The 26030-nt window shown below is 68.0% G+C and carries 24 protein-coding genes and 2 pseudogenes; 14 read left to right on the plus strand and 12 right to left on the minus strand.

Going from position 1 to position 26030, the window contains the following annotated elements; genetic code table 11:
* On the minus strand, window positions 1-285 hold a 285-nt coding region (locus BVI061214_RS11625; RefSeq protein WP_156303320.1), incomplete at its 3' end, for a DUF4277 domain-containing protein.
* On the opposite strand from BVI061214_RS11625, the pseudogene BVI061214_RS13025 reads away from it, so the two are divergent.
* Window positions 255-485: pseudogene (locus BVI061214_RS13025) on the plus strand (IS701 family transposase); the annotation flags it as partial. The gene BVI061214_RS11625 and the pseudogene BVI061214_RS13025 overlap by 31 nt on opposite strands.
* A 59-nt stretch (window positions 486-544) precedes the next feature.
* Here BVI061214_RS13025 and BVI061214_RS11630 read toward each other — a convergent pair.
* Genes BVI061214_RS11630 through BVI061214_RS11650 form a run of 5 tightly spaced genes read right to left on the minus strand, consistent with a single transcriptional unit; the run spans window position 545 to window position 5695 of the window.
* Window positions 545-1171 carry a DsbA family protein gene (locus BVI061214_RS11630; RefSeq protein ID WP_053768499.1) on the minus strand — a complete coding sequence of 209 codons (627 nt, stop codon included), beginning with the start codon at window positions 1169-1171 and terminating at the stop codon, window positions 545-547.
* Between the two features lie 20 nt (window positions 1172-1191).
* Complete coding sequence (gene speE, locus BVI061214_RS11635) at window positions 1192-2136, minus strand: polyamine aminopropyltransferase (RefSeq protein ID WP_053768500.1); 945 nt, start codon at window positions 2134-2136, stop codon at window positions 1192-1194.
* Window positions 2137-2138: 2 nt separating this feature from the next.
* Window positions 2139-2537 carry an S-adenosylmethionine decarboxylase gene (speD, locus tag BVI061214_RS11640; RefSeq protein WP_040684224.1) on the minus strand — a complete coding sequence of 133 codons (399 nt, stop codon included), beginning with the start codon at window positions 2535-2537 and terminating at the stop codon, window positions 2139-2141.
* Between the two features lie 19 nt (window positions 2538-2556).
* Window positions 2557-5145, minus strand: a complete 2589-nt coding sequence (locus BVI061214_RS11645; RefSeq protein WP_053768501.1) for a DNA translocase FtsK — start codon at window positions 5143-5145, stop codon at window positions 2557-2559.
* A 58-nt stretch (window positions 5146-5203) separates the two neighbouring features.
* Window positions 5204-5695, minus strand: a complete 492-nt coding sequence (locus BVI061214_RS11650) for an OmpH family outer membrane protein (protein ID WP_053768502.1) — start codon at window positions 5693-5695, stop codon at window positions 5204-5206.
* A 128-nt stretch (window positions 5696-5823) separates the two neighbouring features.
* Here BVI061214_RS11650 and BVI061214_RS11655 point away from each other — a divergent pair, with 128 nt between their 5' ends.
* A complete protein-coding gene (locus BVI061214_RS11655) occupies window positions 5824-6234 on the plus strand; it encodes a hypothetical protein (RefSeq protein ID WP_248841767.1) in 411 nt (136 codons plus the stop codon).
* A gap of 87 nt (window positions 6235-6321) precedes the next feature.
* On the plus strand, window positions 6322-6954 hold the full coding sequence (locus BVI061214_RS11660) for a CBS and ACT domain-containing protein (protein WP_053768504.1): 633 nt from the start codon (window positions 6322-6324) through the stop codon (window positions 6952-6954).
* Here the strand turns inward: BVI061214_RS11660 and pheA are convergent.
* The gene (pheA, locus tag BVI061214_RS11665; protein ID WP_053768505.1) at window positions 6951-7772 is read right to left on the minus strand and encodes a prephenate dehydratase; all 822 of its coding nucleotides are present in this window, start codon (window positions 7770-7772) and stop codon (window positions 6951-6953) included. The two genes, BVI061214_RS11660 and pheA, sit on opposite strands and share 4 nt — an antisense overlap.
* 53 nt (window positions 7773-7825) lie before the next feature.
* Between pheA and BVI061214_RS11670 the strand changes: the two genes are divergently transcribed.
* From BVI061214_RS11670 to BVI061214_RS11690, 5 genes are read left to right on the plus strand one after another with little or no spacing between them, the layout of a single operon-like run.
* The gene (locus BVI061214_RS11670) at window positions 7826-8575 is read left to right on the plus strand and encodes a response regulator (RefSeq protein WP_053768673.1); all 750 of its coding nucleotides are present in this window, start codon (window positions 7826-7828) and stop codon (window positions 8573-8575) included.
* Between the two features lie 3 nt (window positions 8576-8578).
* Entirely contained in the window at window positions 8579-9601 is a 1023-nt protein-coding gene (locus BVI061214_RS11675) for a lipid II:glycine glycyltransferase FemX (RefSeq protein ID WP_053768506.1), read from the plus strand.
* A 28-nt stretch (window positions 9602-9629) separates the two neighbouring features.
* Window positions 9630-10196: a hypothetical protein gene (locus BVI061214_RS11680; protein WP_003044947.1), complete on the plus strand. Its 567-nt coding sequence runs from the start codon at window positions 9630-9632 to the stop codon at window positions 10194-10196.
* Complete coding sequence (locus BVI061214_RS11685; protein ID WP_053768507.1) at window positions 10193-11050, plus strand: LptA/OstA family protein; 858 nt, start codon at window positions 10193-10195, stop codon at window positions 11048-11050. The genes BVI061214_RS11680 and BVI061214_RS11685 overlap by 4 nt, the downstream gene beginning before the upstream one ends.
* Complete coding sequence (locus BVI061214_RS11690; RefSeq protein ID WP_053768508.1) at window positions 11050-11967, plus strand: hypothetical protein; 918 nt, start codon at window positions 11050-11052, stop codon at window positions 11965-11967. Before BVI061214_RS11685 ends, BVI061214_RS11690 begins: the two co-directional genes overlap by 1 nt.
* A 97-nt stretch (window positions 11968-12064) precedes the next feature.
* Here the strand turns inward: BVI061214_RS11690 and BVI061214_RS11695 are convergent, their stop codons facing one another.
* The 3 genes and pseudogenes from BVI061214_RS11695 to BVI061214_RS14235 form a co-directional block, all read right to left on the minus strand.
* Entirely contained in the window at window positions 12065-13555 is a 1491-nt protein-coding gene (locus tag BVI061214_RS11695; protein ID WP_053768509.1) for an ABC transporter ATP-binding protein, read from the minus strand.
* Window positions 13556-13611: 56 nt separating this feature from the next.
* Window positions 13612-14736 (minus strand): BMP family lipoprotein, encoded by a 1125-nt coding sequence (locus BVI061214_RS11700; protein WP_053768510.1) that lies wholly within the window; start codon window positions 14734-14736, stop codon window positions 13612-13614.
* Between the two features lie 51 nt (window positions 14737-14787).
* A pseudogene (locus BVI061214_RS14235) lies at window positions 14788-15448 on the minus strand (transposase family protein).
* A gap of 64 nt (window positions 15449-15512) precedes the next feature.
* Between BVI061214_RS14235 and BVI061214_RS11710 the strand changes: the two are divergent.
* Together BVI061214_RS11710 and BVI061214_RS11715 are read left to right on the plus strand one after the other, a co-directional pair.
* Window positions 15513-17048: a cation:proton antiporter family protein gene (locus tag BVI061214_RS11710; protein WP_053768511.1), complete on the plus strand. Its 1536-nt coding sequence runs from the start codon at window positions 15513-15515 to the stop codon at window positions 17046-17048.
* Complete coding sequence (locus BVI061214_RS11715) at window positions 17035-17769, plus strand: YebC/PmpR family DNA-binding transcriptional regulator (protein WP_053768512.1); 735 nt, start codon at window positions 17035-17037, stop codon at window positions 17767-17769. The genes BVI061214_RS11710 and BVI061214_RS11715 overlap by 14 nt, the downstream gene beginning before the upstream one ends.
* 40 nt (window positions 17770-17809) lie before the next feature.
* Here the strand turns inward: BVI061214_RS11715 and secA are convergent, their stop codons facing one another.
* Together secA and tsaD are read right to left on the minus strand one after the other, a co-directional pair.
* The gene (gene secA, locus BVI061214_RS11720) at window positions 17810-20803 is read right to left on the minus strand and encodes a preprotein translocase subunit SecA (RefSeq protein ID WP_053768513.1); all 2994 of its coding nucleotides are present in this window, start codon (window positions 20801-20803) and stop codon (window positions 17810-17812) included.
* A 38-nt stretch (window positions 20804-20841) separates the two neighbouring features.
* On the minus strand, window positions 20842-21810 hold the full coding sequence (gene tsaD, locus BVI061214_RS11725) for a tRNA (adenosine(37)-N6)-threonylcarbamoyltransferase complex transferase subunit TsaD (protein ID WP_053768514.1): 969 nt from the start codon (window positions 21808-21810) through the stop codon (window positions 20842-20844).
* Between the two features lie 51 nt (window positions 21811-21861).
* Between tsaD and BVI061214_RS11730 the strand changes: the two genes are divergently transcribed.
* The 4 genes from BVI061214_RS11730 to BVI061214_RS11745 are packed head-to-tail and all read left to right on the plus strand — an operon-like array spanning window position 21862 to window position 26021.
* Window positions 21862-23172: a vWA domain-containing protein gene (locus BVI061214_RS11730; RefSeq protein WP_053768515.1), complete on the plus strand. Its 1311-nt coding sequence runs from the start codon at window positions 21862-21864 to the stop codon at window positions 23170-23172.
* Window positions 23173-23179: 7 nt separating this feature from the next.
* Complete coding sequence (locus BVI061214_RS11735; protein ID WP_003044980.1) at window positions 23180-23605, plus strand: DUF1999 family protein; 426 nt, start codon at window positions 23180-23182, stop codon at window positions 23603-23605.
* A 4-nt stretch (window positions 23606-23609) separates the two neighbouring features.
* Complete coding sequence (locus tag BVI061214_RS11740) at window positions 23610-23819, plus strand: heavy-metal-associated domain-containing protein (protein ID WP_003044982.1); 210 nt, start codon at window positions 23610-23612, stop codon at window positions 23817-23819.
* A complete protein-coding gene (locus BVI061214_RS11745) occupies window positions 23820-26021 on the plus strand; it encodes a DEAD/DEAH box helicase (RefSeq protein WP_053768516.1) in 2202 nt (733 codons plus the stop codon).
* Window positions 26022-26030 lie beyond the last annotated feature (9 nt).

Consider the following 26030-nt stretch of genomic DNA (forward strand, 5'->3'; position numbering starts at 1 on the left):
GCCCATGCGGTCGTCGTTGAGGAGGTCGGGGGTGATGCCCTTCCCCAGGAGGTGCTCGGTGGGCTTGCCCTGGAAGAAGTGGCCGAAGAGGTAGAGGGGGGAGGCGACGAAGCCCAGGGCGTTCAAGAGGGCGGCCTTGAGGGCCATCCCGGTGGAGACCTTTTCCCCGGGCCTAGGGCCCACGAGGCGGTCCACGGTCTCCACCAGCCGGATTCTGTCCAGCACGCTAGCCACCAGGCCCAGGTGGCCCAGGTCGTAGACCTGTAGGTTGGGTGGGGTTTCCATCCCAAAATCCTAAGGCATGGGGGGAGGGGTGCGGAATGTCGGTGGCCCATCTGGCCTTGGGGTTGGTGGCCTATGGGCTCACCGAGCGGCAGCGGGAGGGGCTGGGGTTGAGTTTCTACCAATGCCGACGGAGACTCATCGCAGGTAAGCTGAGCCTGGATCTGAGCCCTCTGTTACCGGTGCAGGTGGAGGCCGCGTAAGTCCAGCAGGAACCTTTTGCCGGGGCCCCCATGCTGGCTTGGGCCAGCATGGGGTGGTATTACTTGGCCAAGGCCTTGTCCAGGAGGGCCTTCCACTCCTCGTAGGGCATGAAGCCCGTGCGCTTCTCCCCGGCGATGAAGAAGGTGGGGGTGCCGGTGAGGCCCAGGTCCTGGGCTAGCTGTTGGTCGCCCAGGACCCCTTGGCGCATCCTGCCCGAGGCCAGGCAGCTCTGGAAGGCCCCCGTGTCCAGGCCCAGCTGGCCCGCCAGATCCACCAGGTAGCGGTCCAGGGCCTGGCCCCGGAGGTTGCCCCAGGCTTGGGCCGCCCGGAAGAGGACCTCGTGGTACTCGTAGTAGCGGCCCTGCTCGTGGGCGCAGGCGGCCGCCTCGCCCGCCCGGATCACCTGGTCTTGGCCGGGGAAGGGGAAGTCGCGGAAGAGGTAGCGCACCTTGCCGGTGTCCACGTACTCGGCCTTGAGACGAGGGAGGACGTTTAGGGCGTGCTGCTGGCAGAAGCCGCAGAGGTAGTTGGAGAAGTCCACCACCACGATGGGGGCGTCCTCCCGGCCCAGGGCGAACCGGGCCCCCTGAGCGGGGTCCAGGTTCTTCCCCTTAGGTCCAAAGAAGATCCAGCCCAGGCCCAGAAGGGCCAGGAGGAGCACTACGGCCACTATGGCGCGCGGCATGGGCTCACTCTACCACGTTCCTAGCCCCGGTAAGGGGCCTGCCGGGCCTCACCCTCAGGGGTGACGTAAAAGGGGTTTTGGTCGGTGGAGACCAAGGTCTCCTCGGCGATGGCCTCTTCCAGGTCCTTGGGCAGGACGAACATGGCTTCGAGGTAGCGGGAGGTGAGGTGGCGCAGAGGCAGGTTCCGCTCCCGGATCCGGGCCTCTATGACCCCCTCGGAGAAGGCCGCCGGGTCAAAGGCGTCCGAGGCCAGGAGGAAGCCGAAGTTCAGGTAAAAGCCCGGGATGTGGTTTTTGTAGCTCCTGACATAGCGGAAGGCCTCCCGCACCGTGCGGTGGACCACGGGGTGGACCCGGTGGTGGGTGAGCAGGATCATTCCCGCCTGCATGCCCATGACCCCCCCGGGGTTCAGGCGGCTTTTCACCAGGCGGTAGAACTCCACGGTGTAGAGGAGCCTAGCCGGGTTGTCCTCTCCCACGGGGTCGGTGAGGTCAATGAGGATGACGTCGTAGGTGTCCTCGTGGCGCTCCAGGTAGGCCCGCGCGTCCTCAATGACCAGGACCGTGCGGGGGTCCTCAAAGGCTCCCTGGTGCCACTCGGGCATGTGGGCCTTGGCCACCTCCACCAGCTCCCCGTCAATGTCCACCATGACCGCCCGCTCCACGCTGGGGTGCTTGAGGACCTCCCTTAGCGTGGCCCCCTCCCCGCCCCCCACGATCAGGACCCGCCTGGGGTCGGGGTGGGCCAGCATGGCGGGGTGGACCAAGGTCTCGTGGTAGATGTACTCGTCCTTTTCCGTGCTCTGCACGTCCTTGTCCAGGACCAGGACCTTGCCGAAGCCCTTGGTTTCAAAGAGGAAGTAGTCCTGATACTGGGTGCGCCCCGAGGCGATGACCCGCTCCATGCGGCGCACCAGGGTCTCATAGGGGGTGATGTGCTCAAAGAAGTACATGCCGTAGTCCATGGCTAACCCTCCTTCCCGCCAAAACCGCGGCGCTTGATGGCGTGCTCGGTGCCCCGCCAGTAGCGGAAGGCGGACTCCTCCTTGGCCCCGAAGGCCCGGGAGAGGCCCTTCAGCACCTCCTCGGGGTCCACGCCGTCCCGGTAGAAGTAAAGGTCCAAGGTGGCGGAGGCGTTATCCTCGGGCCAGGTGTGGATCATCACCGCGGCCACGGGGCTCACCACCGCCGCCGAGAGCCCCTGCGGGTGGAACTTGTAGACCACCGACTGGGCCGAGCCCTTGGGGGCCCCCAGGCGCATCACCGCATCCAAAAGGGCCGCTTCCACCATCCTGGGGTTTTCCAGCACGTCCAGGTCGCACCCGTAGATCTCCGCCACCCAGCGCCCGCCCGGCACCGTTTCCACAAGGGTCCATGTTAGCACACTAGCCGAAGAAGTCCTTGAGCTCTTCCTTGGTGATGAGGACCTCCCTGGGCTTGGACCCGCGGGCCGGCCCCACGATGCCCATGGCCTCGAGGGCGTCCATGAGCTTCCCGGCTCGGGCGTGGCCCACGGAGAGCCTCCGCTGGAGGCGGCTCACGGAGCCGTAGCCCTCCTCCACCACGATCTCCGCCGCCTTCTTGAGCAGGGGGTCGGAGAAGTCCACCTCGCCCACGGCGCCCTCAGGGGCCTTGGGGGGCTCAAAGTCGGCGGCGTAGGCCTCGGCGAAGCGGTCCTCGTAGCTTTGCGCCCGCAGGAAGCCCGCCAGGCGGGCCACCTCCTCCTCGGAGATGTAGGGCACCTGGAGGCGCACGGGCTTGGGCAGGCCCGGCTGGTGGAAGAGGGCGTCCCCCTGGCCGATGAGCTTCTCCGCTCCCTGAGTGTCCAGGATGGTGCGGGAGTCAAAGCCGCTGGAGACGGCGAAGGCCAGCCGGGCGGGGATGTTCACCTTGATGAGGGAGGTGAGGATGTCCACGCTGGGGCGCTGGGTGGCCAGGACGAGGTGCATCCCCGTGGCCCGGGCCATCTGGGCCAGGCGCAGGATGGCGCTTTCCACCTCCTTGGGGGCGGTCATCATGAGGTCCGCCAGCTCGTCCACCACGATGACCAGGTAGGGCAAAGCCTCCTCGGGACCGACCTTGGCGTTGTACTGCTCCAGGTTTCTGGCCCCCACCTGGCTCATCAGCCGGTAGCGCCTCTCCATGTGGGCCACCGCCCCCTGCAGGACCCCGGCCGCCTCCTCGGGGGCCGTCACCACCGGGCGCACCAGGTGGGGGATCCCCTCGTAGGGGGTGAGCTCCACCATCTTGGGGTCAATGAGGAGGAGGCGCAAGGAGGTGGGGAGGTGCTTGAAGAGGAGGCTTGTGATCAGGGTGTTGATGGCCACGCTCTTGCCGCTTCCCGTGGAGCCGGCGATGAGGAGGTGGGGCATTTTGGCCAGGTCCCGCACCCAGATCTCCCCCTCAATGCTCTTGCCCAGGACCAGGGGTAGGAGGCCCTTGGCGTTCTGGAAGGCGGGGGAGAGGACGGCCTCGGAAAAGCGGACCAGCTCCCTTTTGGGGTTGGGGACCTCGAGGCCCACGGTGTTCTTGCCGGGGATGGGGGCTTCTATCCGCACCGCGCCCACCGCCAGGGCCCGGGCCAGGTCGTTCTGCAGGCTCTGGATGCGGCTGATCTTCTCCCCGGGGGCGGGGAGGAGCTCGTAGCGGGTCACGGAGGGACCCCGGGCGTACCCCACCACCTCCGCCTGGACCCCGAACTGCCTCAGGGTTTCGGCGATGGCCTGCCGCATCCTCTCCGCCTCCTCTTCCAGGGCCCGGCTCTTGGCCTTGGGCTCGGAGGGGTCCAGGAGATCCGGCGTGGGCAGGGCCAGGCTGGCCACGGTGGCGGGGGCCTCCTGGCGCCTGGGCTTGGCCTCCTTGGGCCTAGGCTCGGGTTCGGGGAAGACTAGGTCCAGGTCAAAGGGCTCCGGGGCCTCGGGCTCAGGAGGGGGGGCTTCCGCCTTGGGGATGATGGGGGGCTCGCTTCCGGTGAGGAGGGCCCGCAGGGCCTCCTTGGCTACCTGGGGCGAAGCCTCCAGGTAGGAGAAGAAGCGGGCCAGCTCACCCTGGCGGGCCTCCAGGTCCTGAAGGAGGCCCGCCGCCTCTTCCCAGAGCGCCCGCCTTTCTTCCAAGAGGCGGCGCCCCTTCAGGAGGCCCCGCAGGCTGGGGGTCACCTTGGGAGGGTCCTGGAGCCGCTTGAGCCGGGCCATGAGGGCTTGGGCCTCTAGGTGAAGGGCGGCCCGCCTTTCCTCTAGGGCGTCCCTCAGGGGGCCTTCCCCGGGGATGGGGTTCTTTAGGGCCTGGAGGAGGGCCTGGAGCCTGGGCTCCAGGGGCCTCGCTTCCTCGGCCAGGCGCTTTTCCAGCTCCCGGGCCCGCTCTTCCAGGAAGGCCTTGAGGGCCTTTTCCACCTCAGGGAGCTCCTCGGGGGAGAGGGTCTTGGCTAAGGCCTTGAGGGCGGTGTGCTCGGGGTAGAGGCGGCCCAGCTGGTGGATCCTGGCCCTGAGGAGGAGGGTCTTCAAGGCGTAGCGGACCCGGCGCACGCCCTCCACCCCCAGGCGGAAGAGGGTGAGGAGGAGGTGGAAGGGGCGCTTGTTCAGCCAGAGGTCCAGGACCAGGCTGGCGAGGAGGAGGGGGAGGAGGAGGCCCAGGACCCCCGCCTGGGCCTCGAGGGCCCGCCTGAGCCCCAGGCCCAGGCTTCCCAGGGGGAGGAGGGGGGTTAGGGTGAGGGCCAGGAGGTGTGCCAAGAGGAGGTGGCGAAGGAGGGGCTTTAAGGGGCGGTGGCGGAGGAGGGCGTAGCTTATCAGGAAGAGGCTTGGGGGAAGGAGGTAGGCGGGAAGCCCCAGGAAGCCGTAGAAGTTTTCCCGCAGAAAGGTGCCAAAGAGGGCGGTGGGGAGGAAGAGGGGGGCCAGGAGGAAGAAGCCCACCGCGCCTATGAGGGCGGCGTGGGCCTCGAGGTCGCGGTCGGGTTTGACGGCGGGCTTCCGCTTGGCCATCGGAGGCATTATAAAAGCTTCGCCGTGGCCGGGGCCACGGCGAAGGTTGGGGAAGGCTTTAGCGCTTCAGCTCCTTGATGACGGCCTGGGTGAGGTCGGTGTCCTCGTCGGCGTAGACCACCAGCCCGGACTGGGCCGCCACCTGGCGGCTCATGACCACGGCGAAGCCCTGGGCCTTGGCCACCTTGGCGATGGCCCGGTCCACGTCCTCCAGGATGGGCTTCAGCACCGTGTTCTGCCGGTCCTGCCACTTCTTCAGGGTGTCCTGGTAGGTCTTGGCCAGGGCCTCGTAGTCCTGGCGCTCCTTGGCGCTGGCCTGGCCGCTGCGCACCTTCTGGTCCAGGGGCTTGAGCCTCTCCTCCAGAGGGGAAAGCTCCTTGCGGGCCTGGGCCTGGACGTCCTGCACCTTCTTGTAGTCGGGGTGGGCCTGGACCAGGGCGTCGGCGTCCACGAAGCCAATGCGGGTGGCCACGTTTTTGTTCTGGGCCAGCATGGGGGTGAGGAGAGCGCCTAAGGCCAGGAAGAGGGCCGCTAAGGGAAGCCGCTTCATGGGCCTAAGCTTAGGGGGCTTCGGTTAGCCCAGGGTGAGAGCGGTCCCCCTTTCGCCTAAAGGAACGCCGGGGGTAGGATGCGGGTGGAGGTGGGATTGAGCGCAAAGGTCTCTTGCTTTTGGCCCTTTTGGCTCTGAGCGGTCTGGGCTTGGCCCAGCGGGCGGTGTCCTTCCGCCTCTCCCTGCCCCCGGCGGGCCTGGGGGTGGGCCTCGAGGCTCCCCTGGAGCGGAACCTGGCCTTCCGGGGCTATGGGGACCTCTTCCCCTCTGGCCCCAGCTTCTTGGCGGCAGGAGAGGTCCTCTTCAAGCCCGACCTGGGCCAGGTGAACCGCGACCTGAGGGGCATCCGCCCCTACTTCGGCGGGGGGTTGGGCATGCTCCTCCCCGGTGGGGGGAACGCCGATTTGGGCCTCCAGCTCTCCTTGGGGGTGGAGTTCCTCCTTGACCCCCGCACCGGCTTCTTCGTGGATGGGGAGTACTTCTACGCCTTTGGCGGCGGGCGTTTCGGCCGCACGGTGATCGGGGCCAACCTGCGTTAGCCCCAGACCTTCCTCCCCCGTCCGGGATCCCCGGATGGGGACATTTTTCACCGGGGACCAGGTATAGATTGGAATCGGAGGTGGAACATGCTGGTCAGGGACTGGATGACCAAGGACCCCCTCACCGTGAGCCCGGATACCCCGGTATTGGAGGCCATTAACCTGTTGAAGCAGAAGAAGTTCCGCCGCCTCCCGGTGGTCAAGGACGGGAAGCTCTTGGGCCTGGTCACCGACAAGGACCTCAAGGACGCCATGCCCTCCAAGGCCACCACCCTTTCCGTCTGGGAGATGAACTACCTCCTCTCCAAGCTCACGGTGGAGGAGGTGATGGCCAAGCCGGTGGTCACCGTGGGGGCCGACGAGCCCCTGGAGAAGGCCGCTTTGATCATGGAGGAGAAGAAAATCGGGGGCCTGCCGGTGATGGAAGGGGACAAGCTGGTGGGGATCATCACCGTCACCGACGTGCTCCGGGCTTTCATTGAGGTGCTGGGCCTCCGGCTTGGCGGCCTGCGCATCACCGTGGACATCCCCGACATCCCCGGGGCCCTGGCCCAGATGGCCCAGGCGGTTCCCCCCGCCAACATCGTCTCCATCGCCACCGCCGCCCACCTGGACGGGTACCAGCGCCTGGTCATGAGGGTGGTGGGCGAGGATGTGGAAGGGGTGCCCGAGCGCCTGAAGGCCGCTGGGAAGCGGGTGGTGGACGTGCGCCCCGGCTAGCCCCCGTTTTTGTAGGCGGGGTAGGAGCCCAGCACCTTCAGGAAGGCGGCCCGGCGGAGGAGGGTGAGGAGGGCCTGGGCGGGCCCCGGGTCCTCCACGTGGCCCTCCAGGTCCAGGTAGAAGAGGTAGCTGAAGGGCTTGTCCCGCCTGGGCCTGGACTCCAGCTTGGTGAGGTTCACCCCTGCCTCGGCGAAGGCGGAAAGGGCCTCTAAAAGCCCCCCGGGGCGGTGGCGCACGGCGAAGACCACGCTGGTCTTGTAGGGGCCTTCCCCCCGCTTGGCCTCTTCCCGGCCGATGACGAAGAAGCGGGTGTAGTTGTGGGGGTAGTCCTCAATGTTTTCCGCCAGGATCTCCAGGCCGTAAAGCTCGGCGGCCCGCCTCGAGGCGATGGCCCCCACCCCGGGCTCGGGGGCCTCGGCCAGGCTTTTGGCCGCCCCGGCGGTGTCAAAGACCGGGATAGGCGTGAGGCGGAGCCGGGCCAGGAAGCCGTCGCACTGGGCCAGGGCCTGGGGGTGGCTCTTCACCGCCTTCAGGTCCTTGAGCTCCGTGCCTTTAGGGGCCAGGAGGCAGTGCTCCACCCGGTGGACGATCTCCCCCACCACGTGGAGGTCGCTTTCCAGGAGAAGGTCGTAGGTCTGGTTGATGCTGCCGGCGGTGGTGTTCTCCACGGGCACCACGCCCAGGTCGGCCTCGCCGCCTTCCACCGCCTCAAAGACCTGGTGGAAGGTGGGAAAGCCCAGGGGCATGGCCCCGGGAAAGGTCTTCAGGAGGGCCTCCTCGCTGTAGGCGCCCTCGGTGCCCTGGAAGGCGATCCTCATACCCTCCATGGTACACGGCCCTTTCTTTGCGCCTTCGCCTTTTCCCTCATACCATGGAGGAGGTGGCGAGGCTCTTGGTGGTGGATGACGATCCGGGGATCCGGTACCTCCTCGAGGTCCTCCTTTCGGGCTCGGGCCACGAGGTGGTTCTGGCGGAAAGCGCCAGGGAGGCCCTGGCCCGCCTCAAAGAGGAGACCCCGGACCTCATCATCCTGGACATCATGATGCCGGATATGGACGGCCTCACCCTCCTGGGCCGCATCCGGGCGGTGCGGCGGCTTGCCAGGGTGCCCGTGATCCTCTTCACGGGCGGGGGGCGGGAGCTGGAGGGGGCGGGCAAGGCCCTGGGGGCCGACCTCTTTCTGGAAAAGCCCATCTCGGGCCGCAGGCTGAAGCAGGCGGTGGAAGGCCTCCTCGCCCGGGAGGGCTACCTCCTCCCCGGCGGGGAGCGGGCGGCCTCCTTGGAGGAAGTGCGGGCCCGCCTGCGCCAGGCCATGCCCGAGGAGGGCCGCTTCCAGGCCCTCTGGCGCAAGACCGCAAGCCGGAAGGCCCTTATCCAGAACCTCATGGCCAAGGGCTGGACCGAGGCCCTCGTGAGGCGGGTCCTCCCCGGGGATTACGACCTCTACGACCTCCTGGGCCACCTGGCCTACGGCTGGCCCCTGGTGCCCATCGCCGAGCGGGCTGCCCGGGTCCAGGACCCCCGCCTGGCCGGGGCCCTGAAGGCCTACCTGGAGGCCAAGAGGCTTCCCTTGGAGGGGAACGGCCTGGTGGAAGAGCTGGCCTCCCTTCTCTATGCTTGAGGGGTGCCGGAGCTTTTGGAGATCCGCGAACCCGAGGCCTGGAACCAGGTGGTGGCGGGCTTCCCCATCACCAGCGCCCTGCAGTCCTGGGGCTGGGGGGAGGTCAAGCGCCTCTCCGGCTGGGAGCCCAAGCGCCTTTTGGTCCTGGAGGAGGGAAGGCCCATAGGGGCCGCCCAGGTCCTCCTCAAGGCTTTGCCGGGGGGTCTCTGCCTGGCCTACGCCCCCAGGGGGCCCGCCCTCCTCGCCTTGGAGGACCTTCCCCGGGTAGCCCGGGCCCTGGCCCAGGGGGTGAGGGGTACCCACCTGGTCCTGGAGCCGGAGGCGGGCCTTCCCGCCGAGGAGGCCCCACCCGCTTTCCCGGGCCTCTTGCCCGAGGAGCCGGTCCAGCCCGGCTACTCCCTCTGGCTGGACCTCACCCAGGGGGAGGAGGCCCTTTTAAAGGGCATGAAGGAGATGCACCGCCGGAACGCCCGCCTGGCCACGAAGCGGGTGGCGCTTTCCATAGAGGGCGAAGAGGCCTTCCCCGAGTTTTTCCGCCTTTTTGAGGAGACCAACCGCCGGGCCAAGCTCCTCCAGCACAGCGAGGCCTACTACCGGGCCGTCCTGAGGGAGATGAACCAGCCTTTGGGCGAGGCCTTTCTGGCCCTGGCCAGGAAGGACGGGGAGGCCCTGGCAGCGGGCCTTTTCGTAGCCTTCGCCGGCAAAGTGGACTACCTCTATGGGGGAAGCGCCCGCAAGCACCTCGAGGCCAAGGCCCCCATGGGGATGCACCTGGCGGCCATCCGCCACGGCCTGGCCCGGGGCTACCGCATCTACGACCTCTGGGGGGTGCCCAGAAACCCGGAGGGGAGCCACGCCGAGGGGATCTTCCGCTTTAAGGAAGGCTTTGGGGGCCAAAGGGTCCAGTTCCCCGCCTACGCCCTGCCCCTCTCCCCCCTCTACCGTCCCTTGAAGGCCCTCCTTCGCCTGCGCAAGACCTGGGTCAACCTGCGGGTGCGGGGGAATCCCAGGGACGTGTTGGGCTAGGCGTCATGTTTCTCAAGGAGTTTGGACTATGGTGAGGGGCGTGGGGCGCTATCTTCTCCCCCTGGCCCTTCTCCTCGCCCTGGTCCTGGCGCTTTTGGCCCGCCCTCCCCAGGCGCCCGAGGCGCGCCCGGAGGTGCGCCTGCTGGGCGTGGAGTTCACCCTTTTCCCCGAGGAAAAGGGGGTGGAGTGGCGCTTCACGGCCCAGGAGATGGTGGAGGAAAAGGGGCTTTTCCGCATCCGGGGGGGGCTTTCCGGGGCCCGGTACGTGGAGGGGCGGCTGGACCTCCGCCTCTTCGCCCCCGAGGTGGTGGTGGAGGCGGGCGACAACCTCCGCGCCCCCTACGCCCGGGTGGAGATCCTCAAGGGGTGCTACCGCCTGGAGCTTTCCGCCCCCGGGAGGGGGGAGGTCCTCATCCGGCAGAAGGAGGGGTTCGCCGCCCCCTGGGTGCGGATAGAGGCCCCCAACCTCCGGGGGGAGGCTTTGGACTTCCGCTCCGACTTCGCCCTGCAGAGGATAGAGGCGGGGAGCCCCCGGTTTGAGTTCCCCGCAGGGGGGGCGTTTGGTCCTTGCACCGTGGAAGGAGGAAGCTCATGAGAAAGGCCTTCTGGCTGTTGCTTTTCGGCGTCAGTTTGGCGGCCTCCAGCGTCCGGGTCATCCAGGTGGAGGGGGGAAGGCTTTCCGGGGACCTGCGCTTTGGCCCCTGGACCTTTGAGGGGGGGGTGAGGGGGCGGGTCAAGGACCTGGAGATCCAGGCCCCCAGGGCCACCCTCCTCGCGCCCAAGGGCAAGACCATGCAGGAGGCGGAAGGGGAGAGGGAGGCCCGCTTTGAGGGGGGCGTGGTGGTGCGAAGGGGCCGGGTGGAGGCCCGGGGGCCCACCCTGGTCTACCGGGAGAAGACGGGGGAAGGGGAGCTTCTAGGCCCCGCCAGGATGAGCCAGGAACCCAGGCCCGGGGAGGACCCGGTGGAGGTGGCGGCGGACCGCATGACCTTCCAGGTGGACACCGACACCTCCACCAGCGAAAACGCCCTTTTAAAAAGCGGCAACCAGGAGGGCCGGGCGGGCTTCGTCTACTACGAGGAGGAGAAGGGCCTGGCCGTCTTCACCGATGCCAAGGAGGTGGTCCTCACCCGCAAGCGCAGGGAGGGGGACCTGGTGATCCGGGCCAAGGAGGTGCGAAGTCTCACCGGGCCCAAGAGGCTCATCGCCACCGGGGGGGTGCGGCTCCAGGACGGGGACCTGTTGACCACCGGGGATAGCCTGTACTACGACGACACCACCGGGGAGGCCATCGTCCTGGGCAGGCCGGCGGTGAGCGAGAACAAGAAGGAAGGCTTCAGGCTTTCCGGCTCCACCCTCCTCCACAACGTGAACCGGCGCCAGGTTCGGGTCTACGGCAAGCCCTTCCGCCTGCCCCTCGAGGACTTTAAAAAGCTCGGGGAGAAGTAGTGGGCCGAATCCTCCTTCTCGCCCTGGTCGTAGCTCTGGCCTTGGCCCAGGAGATCTTCCGGCCCCAGGTGGAGCTAACCCGCAAGGAAAAGAAGGTGGTGGCCTGGGTGAGCGGGGAGGAGGGAAGCCTCTTCTACGCCGACTACGGGGACCTCTACCGAGGAACGCTCCTTGCCCTTTCGGAAGACCGGGTGCGGGTGGGGGAGAGGGTCTTCTTCCGAGATGGGGGAAGCGCCGTGGAGGAAGGGTTGCAGGTGGGGGAGGAGGTGGAGGCCGCCTACAACCCGGACTGGGAGCGGGAGGGCCTGCCCTACCTCATGCGCTTAAGGCGGGCGGGGAAGGAGGGGGAGCGCTACCTGCGCCTCGTCCTCTACGACCCCAAGGGCGTGGAGGTGCGCCTGGGCGAGGAGGTGGAGGCCCGGGGAAGCCTGGGCGTGGTAGAGCGGGGCGGGGAGGAGAACCTCTTCCTCTCCGGCGGGGAGGCCCGGTACCTGGAGGAGGAGGGGCGGCTTCAGGTGGACCCCAGGCCCGGGGAGGTCCTGGTGGCCCAAGGGGCGGTGCGGGTCAAGGGAAGCCGCCTCCTCTACCGGAATGAGACCGGGGAGGCCCTTCTGGAAGGCCCCCTCGAGGTCCAAAGGGAGGGAGAGAAGCCCCTAAAGGGCCGGGCGGGAAGCCTCCGCTACCTCCTGGACGAGGACCGACTTTGGCTTTTGGGGGGCGTGGAGCTCACCCAGGGCGGGCGCACCACCAAGGCCCAAAGGGCCCTCCTTCACGAGAAGGAGGGGTACGCCTACCTCTTTGGCGGGGTGGAGAGCCGGGACGAGAAGGGGTTCGTGCGGGGGGAAAGGGTCCGCTACAGCCTGAGGACGGGGGAGGTGGTGGTCCTCTTCGGGGTCCAGGGGGAGTTCCGCGACTAAAGTACCCCACCGCGGCTTTCGCCGCGGTGGGGGCCCCAAAAAACCCTTCCCCAGCCCCGACTTGGGCACCCCATGGTGCGCAACAAAGCGCGGGCACTTAGGCGGAGATACCTGCCATCAAGAGGCCCAGGCGCTCCTCCGTGGCCTCCTGGGGGGTGAGCTCCCCCATGATCCGGCCCCCGTACATGACCAGGATGCGGTCGGAGAGGGCCAGGATCTCGGAGAGGTCGGCGGAGACCAGAAGCACCGCCAGGCCCTGGTCCCGGGCCGCCACCAGCTCCTTGTGGATGAACTCAATGGCCCCCACGTCTACGCCCCGGGTGGGCTGGGCGGCGATGAGGAGCCTGGGGCCTCTGAGGAGCTCGCGCCCCACCACGATCTTCTGCTGGTTGCCCCCGGAGAAGCGCCTGGCGGAGAGCTCGGTTGAGCGGGGGCGGACGTCAAACTCCTCCACCAGGGCCCTGGCGTGGGCCTCCATGGCGCCTTCGTCCAGGAAGCCCAGGAAGCCCCGGAAGGGAGGGCGGTGCTGGTCCCCTAGGATGGCGTTCTCCCTGACGGAGAAGTCCAGGACCAGGCCCCGGGCTAGGCGGTCTTCGGGGATGTGGCTCACCAGAAGCGCCCGCACCTCCCGGGCCGAGGAGGGAAGGGGCTTGCCCAGGTAGCGGGCCACCCCCCGGTAGCGGCGGAGCCCGGTGAGGGCTTCCACCAGCTCCGTCTGGCCGTTGCCCTCCACGCCGGCGATGCCCACGATCTCCCCAGCCCGCACGCTGAAGCTCACCCCCTTGAGGCGGGGCGGGGCCTCGAGGCCCTCCACCTCCAGGACCACCTCTTTCGGCCTGGCGGGGCCCTTTTCCACCCTGAGGACCACCTCCCGGCCCACCATCATCCGGGCCAGGGCCTCCACCGAGGTTTCCCGGGTTTTCACCGTGCCCACCACCCTGCCGTCCCGGACCACGGTGATGCGGTCCGAGACCTCCAGGACCTCCTTGAGCTTGTGGCTGATGAAGATGACGGCGTTCCCCTTGGCCACGTAGGTCCTGAGGAAGCGGAAAAGCTCCTCGGCCTCCTGGGGGGTGAGTACGGCGGTGGGCTCGTCCAGGATCAGGATCCGGGCCTCCCGGTAGAGGGCCTTGAGGATCTCTACCCGCTGTTGCAGGCCCACGGGGAGGTTCTCTACCTTCTCGTCCAAGGGCACCTGGAAGCCCAGCTCCTCCATGAGCCTCTGGGCCTTTTCCCGGGCCATCTCCAGGTTCAGGAAGAGGGAGCTTCCCGGCTCCAGGCCCAGGACCAGGTTCTCCAGCACCGTGAAGGGCTCCACCAGCATGAAGTGCTGGTGCACCATGCCGATCCCCGCCCGGATGGCATCCTGGGGGCTTCTGGGTTTGTAGGGCTTCCCGTCCACCCACATCTCCCCCTCGTCCGCCGGCTGGAGGCCGTAGACGATCTTCATCAGGGTGGACTTGCCCGCCCCGTTTTCCCCCACCAAGGCCAGCACCTCCCCCCACTCCAGGTCCAGGCTGATGCGATCGTTGGCCAGGACCAGGGGGAAGCGCTTGGTGATGTCCCTAAGGAGAAGCGCCTTAGACACGGCTGAAGTATAAGGCAAAGGCCGGGGACCCCTAGGCCCCCGGCCTGGCCAAAGCGCTAGCGCTTCTCAGGAACCTTGATCTGGCCCTTGATGATCTGCTGCTTCAGGAGTTCCAGCTTGCTGACCACGCCTGCGGGGATCAGGGCCTTGTTGTACTGGTCCAGGGCGTAGCCCACCCCGTTGTTGGCGAGGCCGAACTCCCTGACCCCGCCCTTGAAAGTCTTCTGCACCACGCTCTTGATGACCTCGTAGGTGGCCACGTCCACCCGCTTCAGCATGGAGGTGAGGCCGTGGTTCAGGGTGGCGGGGTTGTTGTCGGTGTCCCCCAGGTAGTTCTGGTTGGCGTCCACGCCGATGAAAAAGAGGGGTGTGGCCTTGGTGCCGTCCTTGCCACAAGCCCTCTCGTAGTCGGCGTACTTGGGCACCTTGGCGTAGGGGTCGGCCTTGCGGACGAACCTGACGTTGCCCCCCTCCCTGAGGCACTTGGCCTGCTTCACGTAGTCAATGAGGCCCAGGCCCGAGCCGCCGGCAGCGGCGTAGATGATGTCGGCCCCCTGGCGCACCTGGCTGGCGGCGATCTCCTTGGCCTTGGCGGGGTCGTTCCAGGCGGCGGGGGTGTTGCCCACGTAACCCACCAGGACCCTGCCCTGGATCTTGTCCTCCCTGAAGGCGTACTCGGCCCCGGCCCGGAAGCCCGCCTCAAACTTGTGGATGAGGGGGATGTCCATGCCGCCGATGAAGCCCACCACCCCGGTGCGGGTCATCTTGCCGGCGATGTAGCCCACCAGGAAGCTCCCCTCGTGCTCGCGGAAGACCAGGCCCACGGCGTTGGGTAGCTTCCCTTCCCCGGGCACGGCGTCAATGACGGCGAACTTCACCTTGGGGAACTCCTTGGCGGTGGCGGTGATGGCGGGCTCGTTGGCGAAGCCCACGCCGATCACCAGGTCAAACCCCTCCTCGGCGAAGGTGCGGATGCCCTGCCCCACCTGGGAGGGGTCGGCGGGCTCAAAGTCAAAGAGCTTGACCCCGAGCTCCTTGGCCGCCTTCTGCGCCCCTTCCCAGGCGGACTGGTTGAAGGAGCGGTCAAACTTGCCGCCGGCGTCAAAGGCGATCCCTACCCGAACCTGGGCCAGGCTCAGGCCCAGGGCCAGCACCGCGATAAGCGTCAAAACCCGTTTCATCTCCACCTCCCATGGCTCTTCGCCGGGGGCTATTATAACCCAAGTTGCTACCTAAGCCATTTCCTGAGTTAGAAGCTTCAGGTTGTGGGCCAAGACGAAGGAGAGCACCTTGATGACGAAGCCCTCTTGGGTCACGGCGTGAATGCGCCGGGGAAACATGGCGTGCAACATGCCCCTCACATTCTCCACCACCCTCCGCCCCACGATGGCCAGGTACTGCAACCAGGGCACATACCGCCGACTGTTCCCCCTGCGGATGACCATGGGAACGATCCCCTGCGCCTCCCGAAGCAGGTCCTCCAGGTGTTTCCCTGACGGGAAAGCAGCGTAGTCGGGAGCGGGGTGCGCGGATGTTCCCGCAGGCGGGGAGGGGGAAGGTGTCCAAGGCGTAGGCCTGGGCCTGGTGGAGGTTCTTCCAGACCTGGGAGAGGAGGTGAAGGAGGGGCAGGAAGAGGGGGTAGAGGGGGTAGAGGGGGTAGAGGGCGTGGAGCCTGCGGTTGAAGCGGCTTGGGGAGGGGACGTGGGTGAAGAGGTTCAGGTCTTTGGCGAGGGCCAGGGCTTTGTTGTGCTTGCCACCGAGTTCCATGGCGGCGAGTATGGCGAGGGTAAGGATGACGCTGGAGGGAACCTTGGTCTGGGGCTCGTCCTTGTGGCCCATTGCCTGGAGGGCGTCGTCTATGATGCAAAAGGCCGCTATGGTGCGCGAAAGCATAGCGGCCACTATTTTTTCTGGCCCAGGGGGTAGGTAGCAACTTGGGTTATGCTACCCTTGGGGCATGGAGGCCCTCTGGGTGGCCGCCGCCTTCGCCCTCGGCCTCCTGGCTAACCGCCTGGGCCTCCCCCCCCTGGTGGGGTATTTGGGGGCGGGCTTTGGCCTGCACACCCTGGGCTTCCGGGAGACCGAGTTCTTGGCCCACGCCGCCGAGATGGGGGTTCTCCTCCTCCTCTTCAGCGTGGGCCTGAAGCTCAGGCTCAAGGACCTCCTCGAGGCCCGGGTCCTGGGCGTGGGAGGGCTTTCCCTCCTCCTCTTCAGCCTTCTGGCCCTGCCCCTCGTGGGGCTTTTCCCTCTGGCCCTGGCCCTGGGCTTCTCTAGCACCGTCATGGTCCTCAAGCTCCTGGAGGACAAAAGGGAGCTCACCGCCTACCACGGCCGGCTGGCCATCGGCATCCTCATCCTGCAGGACCTGGTGGCCGTGGGCCTTCTCGCCCTCTACGGGGCCAAGGCGGTGAGCCCCTGGGCCCTCCTCCTCCTCTTCTTTCCCCTCCTGCGCTTCCTTTTGGCCTGGCTCCTGGAAAAAAGCGGCCACGACGAGCTCCTGGTCCTCTTCGGCCTGGGCCTGGCCCTCCTGGGCGGGGAGGGCTTCCGCCAGCTCGGGCTTTCCCCCGAGCTGGGGGCCCTCTTCATGGGGGCCCTCCTCTCGGGCCACGCCAAGGGGGCGGAGATGGCCAAGGCCCTCTGGAGCCTCAAGGAGGCCTTTTTGGTGGCCTTCTTCCTGGAGATCGGCATGAAGCAGGGCCTGGCGGACGTGGAGGTGGGGCCTCTCTTTGGGCTTCTCCTCCTCTCCCTCCTCAAGGCCCCCCTCTTCTTCCTCCTCTTCCTCCTCCTGGGCCTCCGGGCCCGCACGGGCTTCGTGGCCGGGGTCTATCTGGGTAACTACTCGGAGTTCGCCCTGATCGTGGGCGTGGCCCTGGAGCGGGCGGGGCTTCTGCCCCTGGGCCTGGCCACCCTGGCCCTGACGGTGGCCCTTTCCATGGTGCTCTCGGCCCCCCCGGCCCGCCACAGCCACTCCCTTTACCGCCGTTTGGAGCCCCTCCTCCTCCGCCTGGAGCGCCGAGGCCCCCACCCCGACCAGGAGCCCCAAGGCCTGGACGGGGCCACGGCCCTCATCGTCGGTATGGGCCGCACCGGAGGGGCCGTCTACCGGATCCTGGAGGCGAGGGGGGAAAGGCCCGTGGGCCTGGACGCCGACCCGGAGAAGGTGGAGCGCCACCGGGCCAAGGGCCGGAGGGTCCTCTACGGCGACGCCGAGGACCCGGAGCTTTGGGAGAGGCTGGACCTCTCGGGGCTCAAGGCGGTGGTCCTGGCCCTGCCCGACCTGGAGGCCAAGCTCCTCGCCGCCCGCTGGATCAAGGAGCGGGGCTTCGGGGGCCTGGTGGCCGCCACCAGCTTCCACCTGGAGGAGGACCCCGCCCTGAAGGCCGCCGGCGTGGACCTCCTCTTCCACCCCTTGCGCGAGGCGGGGGAGCGCCTGGCGGAAAGGGTTCTGGAGGAACTGGCTATAATGGATGGGGTGAGCCATGGCCGGTCATAGCAAGTGGGCGCAGATCAAACGCAAAAAGGCCGCCAACGACCTGAAGCGCGGCAAGATCATCTCCAAGCACCTCCGGGCCATCCAAGCGGCCGCCCGGGCGGGGGGAAGCCCCTACCCCGAGGCCAACGTCCAGCTACGCAACGCCATTGAGGCCGCCCGGGCCGACGACGTGCCCATGGAGAACATTGAGCGCCTTCTCGCCAAGCTCCAAGGAGGCGGCGAGGGCGCCGAGCAGTACGAGGAGATCGTCTACGAGGGGTACGCCCCGGGGGGCGTGGCCGTCTTGGTTTACGCCCTCACCGACAACCGCAACCGCACCGCCGGCGAGGTGCGCCACGTCTTCGGCAAGTACGGGGGCTCTTTGGGCACCTCCGGGAGCGTGGCCTGGCAGTTTGAGAAGCGGGGGGTCATCGTCTCGGAGAACACCGAGGCCGCCCAGGAGGCCGCCATTGAGCTGGGGGCCCTGGACCTCGAGGAGGAAGGGGAAAGCCTCACCATCTACACCGAGCCCGGCGAGGTCTTCCGCATCGCCGAGGCCCTGAAGGCCCGGGGCATCCGGGTGGAGGACGCCGAGGTCATCCAGCGTCCCCAGAACGTGGTGGCCCTTCCCCCCGAGGAGGCGGCCAAGGTCCTGCGGCTGGTGGAGGCCCTCGAGGACCTGGACGACGTGCAGAACGTCTACACCAACCTGGACCCCGAAAGCCTCCAGGTGGAGGCCTAATCCCCGTCCTGGCTTGCGCCAGGATGGGGACCCTGGGGGGCTACCCCTTCTTGCGCTTCTTCTCCTCCCGCATAAGCCGGCGGCGCTCCGCCCGGGAAAGGCCCGGCTGGGGCGGAGGCGTGGTGGGCCGCTTCCGCTCGGTGAACCCTTCCGCCTGAGGCCTGGGCTCCGGCACGGGCACGTAAGGGGCCTCTCGCGCGGGCCGCACGGGCTCGGCCTCCACCTTGAGGCGGAAGAGGAACTTGGCCACCTCGGTTTTGATGAAGCTCACCATCTCGTTGAAGAGGCGGGTGGCCTCAATCTTGTACTCCTGGAAGGGGTCCTTCTGGCCGTAGCCCCTGAGGAAGATGCCCTGCCGCAGCACGTCCAGGTTGTGGAGGTGCTCCTTCCAGGCCGAGTCCACCACGTTGAGGATCACGAAGCGCTCCACGGCCCGCATCAGCGGAGGGGAGAGCTCCGCCTCCCGGGCCTCGTAGGCCTTGAGGGCCGCCTCCACCAGGCGCTCCACCCCCTCGTCCGGCTTCAGCCCCCTAAGCTCCTCAAAGGGGAAGTCCGCAAGCTGGGGCACCACGTCCAGAAGGGCGGTCTTCAGGCCCTCGAGGTCCCAGTCCTCGGGGTGGACCTGGGGGTTTAAGAAGTTCTCCGCCACGGAGGCCACCGTCTCCTCCACCATCCCCAACGCGGCCTCCTTCACCTCCTCGTCCTTACCCAGGAGGATTAGGCGGCGCTGGGCGTAGATGACCTCCCGCTGGCGGGCCATCACGTCGTCAAACTGCAAAAGCTGCTTGCGGATGGCGAAGTTGCGGTCCTCCACCCGCTTCTGGGCCCGCTCTATGGAGCGGCTCACCATGGGGTGCTCAATGGGCTCGGAGTCGTCAAAGCCCATGCGGTCCAACATGGCGATGACCCGGTCCGAGGCGAAGAGGCGCATGAGGTCGTCGTCAAAGGAGACGTAAAAGCGGCTTCCCCCCGGGTCCCCCTGGCGCCCGGCCCGGCCCCTTAGCTGGTTGTCAATGCGCCGGGACTCGTGCCGCTCGGTGCCCAGGATGAAAAGCCCTCCCAGGCTCCGCACCCGCTCCTCGTCAGCCTTGCACTCCTCCCGGATCTGGCGGATCCTCTCTATAAGCTCTTCCCGCACCCCAAGCTCCTGGGCTAGGGCCCGGGCCTCCTCCTCATGCCCCGCCACCATCTTCTTGATGAAGAGCTCCACCTTCCACTCGTAGCGGTCAAACCCCTCCTTCTCCAGGAGGGAGGCGGCCAGGTATTCGGGGTTCCCCCCCAGCTTGATGTCCGTGCCCCGCCCCGCCATGTTGGTGGCGATGGTGACGGTCTTGGAGCGGCCCGCCTGGGCCACGATCTCCGCCTCCTTGGCGTGGTGCTTGGCGTTTAGCACCTGGTGGGGGATGCCCTGGCGCAGGATGGCCAGGGTGTGCACCGCCCGCTTCAGGCCCTCCCAGGCCGTGCGCAGGTTCCCCTTCCTGGGGATGAGCTCCTCAAAGGGGGCCAGGTCCTCGTCCTTGAGGGCCGTGGGCCTCTCCAAGAGCTTCCTCAGGCGGTCCCAGGCCTCCCCCTGCTGCTTGGCGCTGGCCTTTTTTAGGAGCTCCACCCGCATCTCCAGCCGGGGGAAGTAGAGGCGGGGCTCCCTGAGCATCTGGGAGAGCCTCTCCGACTTCTCAATGCTGATGGTGCCCACCAGCACGGGCTGGCCCCGCTCGTACTTCTCGGCGATCTCCTCCACCACGGCATAGAACTTCCCCTTCTCCGTGCGGTAAACCACGTCGGGGAAGTCCTGGCGGATCATGGGGCGGTTGGTGGGCACCACCACCACGTCCATGCCGTAGATCTCCTGGAACTCCTTCTCCTCGGTCTTGGCGGTGCCCGTCATCCCGGCCCGCTTCTCGTAGAGGCGGAAGAAGTTCTGGTAGGTGATGGTGGCCAGGGTCTGGTTCTCCCGCTCAATCTTGACCCCCTCCTTGGCCTCAATGGCCTGGTGGAGGCCCTCCCCATAGCGCCTCCCCGGCATGAGGCGGCCGGTGAACTCGTCCACGATGATGACCTGGCCGTCCTGGACGATGTAGTCCCGGTCCCGGTGGTAGAGCTCCTTGGCCCGGATGGCCTGGATCAGCATGTGGGCCAGCTCCATGTTCTCCGGGCTGAAAAGCCCCTCCACCCCAAGGAGCTTCTCCGCCTTGGCGATGCCCTGCAGGGTCAGGTGGACGGAGCGGTTCTTCTCCTCAACGGTGTAGTCCCCCGTGGGCTCCTTGCGCACCCCGGGCTCCGGCGGCAGGCCCCTTTCCAGCTTCTTGGCGATCTCCGCCATCTTGTAGTACATGTCGGTGGCCTTTTCGGCGGGGCCGCTGATGATGAGAGGCGTGCGGGCCTCGTCAATGAGGATGGAGTCTACCTCGTCAATGATGGCGTAGTGGAGAGGGGTGTCGTGGCGCAGGACCAGCTGGTCCGGGCTGATGGCCATGTTGTCCCGCAGGTAGTCAAAGCCCAGCTCGGAGTTGGTGACGTAGGTGACGTCGCAGAGGTAGGCCTTGCGGCGCTCCTCGGGGGTGGAGCTATGCTGGATGACCCCCACGGAAAGGCCCAGGCCCCGGTAAACGGGCCCCATCCACTCGGCGTCCCGCCGAGCCAGGTAGTCGTTGACCGTGACCACGTGGACGCCCTTGCCGGTGAGGGCGTTGAGGGCCACGGCTAGGGTAGCCACCAGGGTCTTCCCCTCCCCGGTCTTCATCTCGGCGATCTTGCCCTCGTGGAGGACCGCCCCGCCGATGAGCTGCACGTCAAAGTGGCGCATGCCCAGGTAGCGCTTGGCGGACTCCCGGGTGAGGGCGAAGGCCATGGGCAGAAGCTCGTCCAGGCTGGCGCCCTGCTGGTGCTTCTCCTTAAGCTCCCGGTAGGCGGCGGCCAGGTCGGCGATCTTCTCCACCTCGGCCTCGAGGCGGTTGGTGAGCTCCACGACCTGCTTGTAGTAGCGGGCGATCTCCCGCTCGTTGTTGTCAAAAAGCTTCCGTATGAGGGCCAGCATCCTAAGCCCGATTGTACCCCGCTTGGATGAGAAACCCTTCAGGGGGCCTCGAGGGGCCAGTAGGCGGTGGCCCCCAAGGAGAGGGGGCTTGGGGGGAGGCCCGCCTGGAAGCGCCGCCAGGCGGCCAGGGCGATCATGGCCCCGTTGTCCTGGGAAAGCCCCTTGGGGGGGAAGTGGACCTCCAACCCCGCCTCCTTGAAGCGGGCCTGGAGGACCTGGTTGGCCGCCACCCCTCCGGCCACCAGGAGGACCCGGTGCCCCGTGTCCCGGGCCGCCCTCAGGACCACCTGGGCCAGGTGCCCGATGGCCGCCTCCTGGAAGCCCCGGGCGAGCCCCGGCTTGGGAAGGCCCTTTTCCAAGAGCTGCAGGGCCTTGGTCTTGAGGCCGGAGAAGCTGAACTCGTACCCCTCCTGGTCCTTGAGGGGGAGGGGAAAGGAAACAGGCTCCTCCGCCTCCTTGGCCAGGCGCTCAATCTCCGGCCCCCCGGGAAAGCCGAGGCCAAGAAGCCGCGCCACCTTGTCAAAGGCCTCCCCGGCGGCGTCGTCCCGGGTGGCCCCGAGGAGGCGGTAGCGCCCCAGGTCCAGGACCTCGTAGAGGTGGGTGTGCCCCCCCGAGGCCACCAGGGCCAGGAAGGGGGGCTTGAGGCCCTCGGGCCAGGCGGCGGCGATGTGGCCCTCCAGGTGGTGGATGGCGTAGAAGGGGCGCGTGAGGGCCCAGGCCAGGCCCTTGGCGAAGGTGTAGCCCACCAGGAGGGCCCCGATCAGGCCGGGCCCGCGGGTGGCGGCGATCAGGTCCAGGTCCTTGGGGCCGATCCCCGCCCGCCTCAGGGCCTCCTGGGTGAGGCGGGGGAGGACCTTGAGGTGCTCCCGGCTCGCCAGCTCCGGCACCACGCCGCCATAGGCCTCGTGGAGGGTCTGGCTCTGGACCAGGTTCACCACCACCTGGCCGTCTTGCACCAGGCCTACCCCGGTGTCGTCGCAGGAGGTGTCTACGCCCAGGACCCACATCCTCCCCGCACTCTAGCAAAACCCCCCAAGGGCGGCTAGGCTCAAGGGAAGGTGCTCTGGCTCCTCCTCCCCGTCCTCCTCCTCACCTACCTCCTCTACCGGAGGCGGGCCCCCAGGGCCAGGCCCTGGGCGGGGGTGTGGCTTTGGCGGAAGGGAAGGGCCCGGCGCTTTAGGCCCCGGCTGGACCTGAGGCTTTTCCTCCTGCTCCTCTCGGCCGCCCTCATGGTGCTGGCCCTCGAGGACCCCCCCCTGGCCCCCCCTCCTTTGGTCCTGGTGGTGGACGCCTCCGCCAGCATGGCCGCCGACGAAGGCGGGAAGACCCGGCTGGACCTGGCCAAGGAGAGGCTCCTGCCCCTTCTGGAAAGGGCCCCGGAGGCGGTCTTGGTGCGGGCCGGGGAGCGCCCGGAGGCCTTTGGCCCCGCCCCCGGGGTGGCCCTCCGGCCAAGGCTTCTCGCCCTGGAGGCGGGGGACAAAGGGGCGGACCTGGAAGGGGCCATGGCCCTGGGGAGGAGGCGCCTCAAGGCCCCGGTGGTGGTGGCCACCGACGGCCCGCCCCCGCCCGGGGCCGAGGGCTACCTGGGGGTGGGAAGCCCCAGGGAGAATCTGGGCCTCGTGGCCGTGGCCCCGGGGTTTCTGGCCCTGGGGAATAGCGCAAACCGCGCCTTCCTGGCCCGTGTGGAGGCGGGGGGGAAGGTTTGGGAGGTCCAGGTCCCCCCCAGGGGGTTCGCCCCCCTCCCGGGCCTCCCCACCCCCTTCACCGCCCGCCTTTTGGGCCAAGACGCCCTCCCCCTGGACGACGAGGCCGGCCTGGCCCTGAGGCGCCTGGGGGTGGACTACCCGATGCTTCCCGCCCTGGAGCGGCTTTTCCGCCTGCTGGGCGCCGCCCCTGGGGAGGAGGTCCAGGTGCGCATCGGGGTCCCGGAAGGCCCCCCCGCCAGGCCCAGCCTCTACCTGGCCCCTTCCGGGGGAAGCCCCACCCCCGTCCTCCTCACCGCCCCCCACCCCCTTCTGGAGGGCGTGGCCCTCCTGGGGGAGCGCCTCCCCCCGCCCCCAAGGCCCCAAGGCCCCTGGCGCGCCTTGGCCGAGGGGGAAGAGGGGGTGGGCCTCCTCTACTTCACCGAAGGGGGCCTTTACCTGCCGTCCCTTTCCGCCCTGCAGGACCGGCCCTTCTTCCCCCTCCTGGTCTACAACTTCCTCAGGCCCTACCGGGAGGTGAAGGTGGGCCTCCTGGCCCCGGAAGAGACCCTCCTCCCCACGCCCGAAAAGAGCTTCCTCCCCAAAGGCCAAGGAGGCGCGGGCCGGTACCTGGCCCTCCTGGCCGCCCTGGTGCTCCTCCTCGAGGCCCTCCTCTTCAGGCGATAATGGGCCCATGCGCTTTCGCCCCTTCACCGAGGAAGACCTGGACCGCCTCAACCAGGTGGCGGGGGAAAGGCCCCTAAGCCTTGGGGCCCTCCGCTTTTTCGCCCGCACCGGCCACTCCTTCCTGGCGGAGGAGGGGGAAAGGCCCCTGGGCTTCGCCCTGGCCCAGGCGGTCTGGCAGGGGGAGGCCACCACGGTCCTCATCACCCGTATAGAGGGGGAGGGCGAGGAGGTCTTACAGGGCCTCCTGAGGGCGGTGGTCAAGAGCGCCTACGATGCCGGGGTCTACGAGGTGGCCCTCCACCTGGACCCAAGCCGGAAGGCCCTGGAACGGGCCCTTCTGGAAGAGGGCTTCGCCGTGGGGCCTCTGGTCCTTTGCGTAAGGGTCCTGGGAAGCCGGGGGGCCAGGGGCGAGAGGCGGGGGGTCTTAGAATAGGGGCATGAACCGCGTCCTCATCGGCATCCGCGGGGAGCCCACCCCGGAGGGGATGGACCGCATCCTGAAGGCCCTGAGGGCTCTAGAAGGGGTGGAGGAGGCCCAGGCCACGGGCCCCGCCCAGCTCCAGGTCACCTACGACCCCCAGAGCCTCACGGTCATGGACCTGATCCGCACCATCCGCGAAGAGGGGTTTTTGGCGGGGATGCTTTAGATGTTGCCCGAGGCCCTGAAGGGGTTTTCCAGCTACCGGGAGTGGCTGGAGTCTTTGGAGGAGTTTCGGGGCCGCCTGGTCTTCGCCAGGACCATCCCCAAAGCGCCCCCAAAGCCCGCCCCCTACCGGGGAAGCTTCGCCGGGGTTCTGGAAGCCCTGGGCCTCGTCCCCTTCGCCCACCAGAAGCGGGCCCTGGAGGTTTTGGAAGAGGGGAAGAACCTGGTTATGGCCTACTCCACCGCCGCCGGCAAGAGCCTGGTCTTCCAGGCTCCCGTGCTGAAGGCGGCTTTGGAAGGGGAAACCAGCCTCCTCCTCTTCCCCACCAAGGCCCTGGCCCACGACCAGCTGAGGCGCCTCAAGGCCATGGCCAAGGCCCTGGAAATCCCCGGGGTCTTCCCCTACGACGGGGACACCCCAAGCCCCTTAAGGCGGAAGGCCCGGGAGGAGGGCCTCGTCCTCCTCTCCAACCCCGACATGCTCCACTTTGGCCTCCTCCCCCGGCACGGGGAGTGGGCCTCCTTCCTCTCCCGGCTCCGCTACCTGGTCCTGGACGAGCTCCACGCCTACCGGGGAGTCTTCGGCACCCACGTGGCCCTGGTCCTCTTCCGCCTCCTGCGCCTGGCCCGCCACTACGGGGCAAACCCCCAGGTCATCGCCGCCAGCGCCACCATCAAGAACCCCAAGGAGCACGCCGAGGCCCTCACCGGCCTTCCCTTCGTGGAGCTAAAAGAAGAGGTGGCCCGCTCGGAAAGGGAGCTTCTGGTCCTTCTGCCTAAGCCTTTGGACCCAAAGGGGGAAAGGCGGCGAAGCCCCCTCCTGGAAGCCGCCTACCTGGCCCGGGCCCTGGCCGACGAGGGGCTTAAGGGCCTGGTCTTCGCCAACAGCCGCAAAAGCGCCGAGCTCATCGCCCGCTACGCCGCCCACCCCGGGGTGCGCCCCTACCGGGCGGGCTACACGGCCAAGGAGCGGAGGCGGCTGGAGGAGGCCCTGAAGCGGGGGGAGGTGCGGGTCCTGGTCTCCACCAGCGCCCTGGAGCTGGGGGTGGACATCGGGGAGCTGGACGCCGTGGCCCTGGTGGGCTACCCGGGCTCCGTGGCCGCCTTCTGGCAGCGGGCGGGACGGGCGGGCCGGGGGGAGAGGCGGGCGCTGGTGGTCTTCATCCCCCGGGAGGACCCCCTGGACGAGTACTTCCTCCACCGCCCCGAGCTCCTCCTCAAGTCCCCTCCGGAGGAGGCCATCGCCGACCCCAAGAACCCCGTCCTCTGCCCCCTCCACCTCCACGCCGCCGCCTACGAGATGCCCCTTAGGCGGGAGGAGGTTCTCTGCCAGGAGGCCCTTACGGAGCTCAAGGAGAAGGAGGGCCGCCTCTACACCCAAAAGCGCCGCCCCCACCGGGAGATCACCCTGAGGGGGCTTGGGACCACCTTCACCCTGAGGGGTCCCGAGGGGGAGGTCCTGGGCTATCTGGACGAGCGCCAGGCCTACTGGGAGGCCCACCCGGGGGCCATCTACCTGCACCAGGGGGAAAGCTATTTGGTGCGGAACGTGGACCTAAAGAGGCGGGAGGTCTGGCTTCTTCCGGCCCTCGAGGACTACTACACCGAGCCCAGGGCGGAGAGCGACCTGGAGGTCCTTTCGGGGGAGCCCGTGGGCCACGGGGTCTACGTGGGCCGGGTGGTCCTCAGGGAAAGGGTGGTGGGCTATGTGAAGAAGCGCTTCTTCACGGGAAGCGTCCTGGAGGAGGTCCCCCTCCTCATGCCCGAGATCGCCTTCCCCACCGAGGCCCTCTGGTTCCACCCCCCCGAGGTGGTCCCCCCCCACCAGATCCCCGGGGGGATCCACGCCCTGGAGCACGCCATGATCGGCCTTCTGCCCCTTTTCGTCCTGGCGGAGCGCCAGGACATCGGGGGGCTTTCCTACCCCTTTTACCCCCGTCCCCTCCCCTCGGGCGGGGGGCCCACGGTCTTCATCTACGACGGCTACCCCGGGGGCGTGGGCTGCGCCCGGGCGGCGGCCCGCCGCTTTCCCGAGTGGCTTCGGGCCACTTTGGAGCTTTTGAAGGCCTGCCCCTGCGAGGAAGGGTGCCCCCGGTGCATCCTCTCCCCCAAGTGCGGCAACGGCAACCAGTACCTGGACAAGAAGGCGGCCCTCCTGCTTTGCGCCAACCTGGTCCTCTCCCTCCCCCCCAGGGTGGTGCATTAAACTCCTCCT

It is taken from the genome of Thermus aquaticus, assembly GCF_001280255.1.
Classification (GTDB): domain Bacteria; phylum Deinococcota; class Deinococci; order Deinococcales; family Thermaceae; genus Thermus; species Thermus aquaticus.